The organism is Rhodosalinus sp. FB01 (assembly GCF_041365715.1).
Taxonomy (GTDB): Bacteria; Pseudomonadota; Alphaproteobacteria; order Rhodobacterales; family Rhodobacteraceae; genus Rhodosalinus.
On sequence record NZ_JBGFSH010000058.1, the window covers coordinates 1 to 519 of the forward strand.

Here is a 519-nt window from a genome sequence, read left to right on the forward strand (position 1 = left end):
ACGCTGGAGATCCGCGCCATCGAAATCACCGGAAGTAACGTCGGGGATGCGCCGATGCTGCCCGAGCTGCTCGGCCAGATCCCTGCCGACGTGGAGATCGGATCGGTCACCGCAGACGGAGCATACGACACGCGCAAATGCCATGACGCAGTCGCCGACCGCGGCGCACATGCCGTCATTCCGCCGCGCAGGAACGCCAAGCCCTGGAAGCCATCGACTGCGGGCGCCATCGCTCGGAACGAGGCGCTGCGCGCTTCGAAATACCTCGGCCGCGCCATCTGGCGAAAATGGAGCGGATACCACCGCCGAAGCCGCGCCGAGACGAAGATGCATTGCGTGAAGCTGCTGGGGCAGAGCCTCATGGCACGCGACTTCGATCGCCAGGTCGCCGAACTCCAAGTCCGTGCCGCCGTCCTGAACGGCTACACCGCGCTCGGCATACCTGTCACCGAGCCCGTGGGATAAGTCCGTCTGGGGAAAGGGGAAGTCTCGGCTTCAACCTCTTTGCGCAACAAAGCC

Annotated in this window: 1 protein-coding gene; it reads left to right on the plus strand. The window is 64.7% G+C overall.

Annotated features, from left to right (window positions below):
• On the plus strand, positions 1-465 hold a 465-nt coding region (locus AB6A65_RS16550), incomplete at its 5' end, for an IS5 family transposase (protein ID WP_371039484.1).
• Positions 466-519: the final 54 nt, after the last annotated feature.